The sequence below is a fragment of the Chitinophaga sp. XS-30 genome (assembly GCF_008086345.1).
GTDB lineage: Bacteria > Bacteroidota > Bacteroidia > Chitinophagales > Chitinophagaceae > Chitinophaga.
In genome coordinates this window covers 6010001-6012500 of record NZ_CP043006.1, presented here as the reverse complement: position 1 = coordinate 6012500, position 2500 = coordinate 6010001, and the positions used below count along the sequence as shown (strand labels likewise).

At 49.3% G+C, this 2500-nt stretch carries 2 rRNA genes (1 of these 2 only partly in view); both read left to right on the top strand.

Annotated features, from left to right (window positions below):
• Positions 1-2153 (top strand): 23S ribosomal RNA (locus FW415_RS24205) (it extends 730 nt beyond the left edge of the window).
• Between the two features lie 171 nt (positions 2154-2324).
• Positions 2325-2436 (top strand): 5S ribosomal RNA (rrf, locus tag FW415_RS24200).
• Positions 2437-2500 lie beyond the last annotated feature (64 nt).

Below are 2500 nucleotides of genomic sequence, written 5' to 3'. Positions count from 1 at the left end.
AGGTTTGGTAACACAAACTGGAGGACCGAACCCATTAGCGTTGAAAAGCTATGGGATGACGTGTGGATAGGGGTGAAAGGCCAATCAAACTGAGAGATAGCTCGTTCTCCCCGAAATGTTTTTAGGAACAGCCTCGTATATAGACGTATCATAGAGGTAGAGCTACTAATTGGGCTAGGGGGCTTCACCGCCTACCAAACCCTAATAAACTCCGAATGCTATGATATATCTGCGGGAGTGAGGCTGTGGGCGCTAAGGTCCATGGCCGAGAGGGAAATAACCCAGATTAACAGCTAAGGTCCCTAATCGTATGTTAAGTTGAACAAACGCAGTTCAAACCCTACAACAGCCAGGATGTTGGCTTGGAAGCAGCCATTCATTTAAAGAGTGCGTAACAGCTCACTGGTCGAGGGTTTGGGCACGGAAAATGATCGGGCATCAAACATACAACCGAAGCTTTAGGATCCCCGCCAGGCGGGTGATCGGTAGGGGAGCATTCTGTACTGCATTGAAGGTGTGCCGCGAGGCATGCTGGAGCGTACAGAAAAGAAAATGTAGGCATAAGTAACGATAAAGAAGATGAAAAATCTTCTCGCCGCAAGACTAAGGGTTCCTGATCAACGCTAATCGGATCAGGGTTAGTCGGGTCCTTAGGCAAAGCCGAAAGGCGTAGCTGATGGCAAGCTGGTGAATATTCCAGCACCTGCTATAATTTCGATGGGGTAACGGAGTAGTGAAAGGACTGCGCACTTACGGAATAGTGCGTTAAAGGGTGTAGGTATATCTTTTGTAGGAAAATCCGCAGAGGATGCTGAACCTGATAGTACAGCAAAGCTTCGGCCGCGCTGATAATGTCCCTAATCAGACTTCCAAGAAAACCCTCTAAGGTTAGGTTATAGCAGCCCGTACCGTAAACCGACACAGGTAGTCGAGGAGAATATCCTAAGGCGCTCGAGTGATCCGTGGTAAAGGAACTAGGCAAATTGACGCTGTAACTTCGGGATAAGGCGTGCCGCAGTGATGCGGCCTCAGTAAAATGGTCCAACCAACTGTTTAACAAAAACACAGGGCCCTGCAAAATCGAAAGATGACGTATAGAGCCTGATACCTGCCCGGTGCTGGAAGGTTAAGGAAGGATGTTCGGCGCAAGCCAAAGCTTCTGACTGAAGCCCCAGTAAACGGCGGCCGTAACTATAACGGTCCTAAGGTAGCGAAATTCCTTGTCGGGTAAGTTCCGACCTGCACGAATGGTCTAATGAGTTGGACACTGTCTCTACCACGAGCTCGGTGAAATTGTAGTATCGGTGAAGATGCCGGTTAATCGCAACGGGACGGAAAGACCCCGTGAACCTTCACTACAACTTAACATTGATTTTGAGTGCCAGATGTGTAGGATAGTTGGGAGACTATGAAGCGGCTTCGCCAGGAGTCGTGGAGTCAACGTTGAAATACCAACCTTCTGTTACTTAGAGTCTAACTCGCGCAAGTGAGGACATTGTTTGGTGGGTAGTTTGACTGGGGTGGTCGCCTCCTAAAAAGTAACGGAGGCTCGCAAAGGTACCCTCAGTACGGTTGGTAATCGTACGTAGAGCGCATTAGTATAAGGGTGCTTGACTGTGAGGCAGACAAGCCGAGCAGGTGCGAAAGCAGGCTAAAGTGATCCGGTGGTTCTGTATGGAAGGGCCATCGCTCAAAGGATAAAAGGTACTCCGGGGATAACAGGCTGATCTCCCCCAAGAGCTCATATCGACGGGGAGGTTTGGCACCTCGATGTCGGTTCGTCACATCCTGGGGCTGGAGAAGGTCCCAAGGGTTCGGCTGTTCGCCGATTAAAGTGGCACGTGAACTGGGTTCAGAACGTCGCAAGACAGTTCGGTCCCTATCTGTTGTGATCGTTAGTAAATTGAGAGGACATGACCTTAGTACGAGAGGACCGGGTCGTACGTACCGCTGGTGTATCTGTTGTGCCGCCAGGTGCAGTGCAGAGTAGCTATGTACGGGCAAGATAAACGCTGAAAGCATCTAAGCGTGAAACTTACCTCAAGATGAGTTTACTTTTAAGGGCCGTCAGAGACGATGACGTTGATAGGCTACAGGTGTAAGGGTGGTAACATCGAAGCCGAGTAGTACTAATTGCCCGTAAGCTTTAATTTTATTTATTGCACATCCCGTACGCCGGCATGCAAATGCGGCCAAACGGATGCTTTACAACTTCCCGATATGTAAATTTATTGGTCTGCCTGCCGGTACCCCGCCCCTGATCCATGATCAGCGGAAAGGGAAACAAGCAGGACCGGACAACACACACAAGATATGCAAGATCTTATGGTGGTTTTGCCGAGGGTGTTCACCTCTTCCCATTCCGAACAGAGAAGTTAAGCCCCTCATGGCCGATGGTACTGCAATATCATGCGGGAGAGTAGGTAACTGCCATATTTATTGAAAGTCCCGGCGTTCTGCCGGGACTTTTTTATCTTCTTTTCGGAAGGAAAAGTTCCCA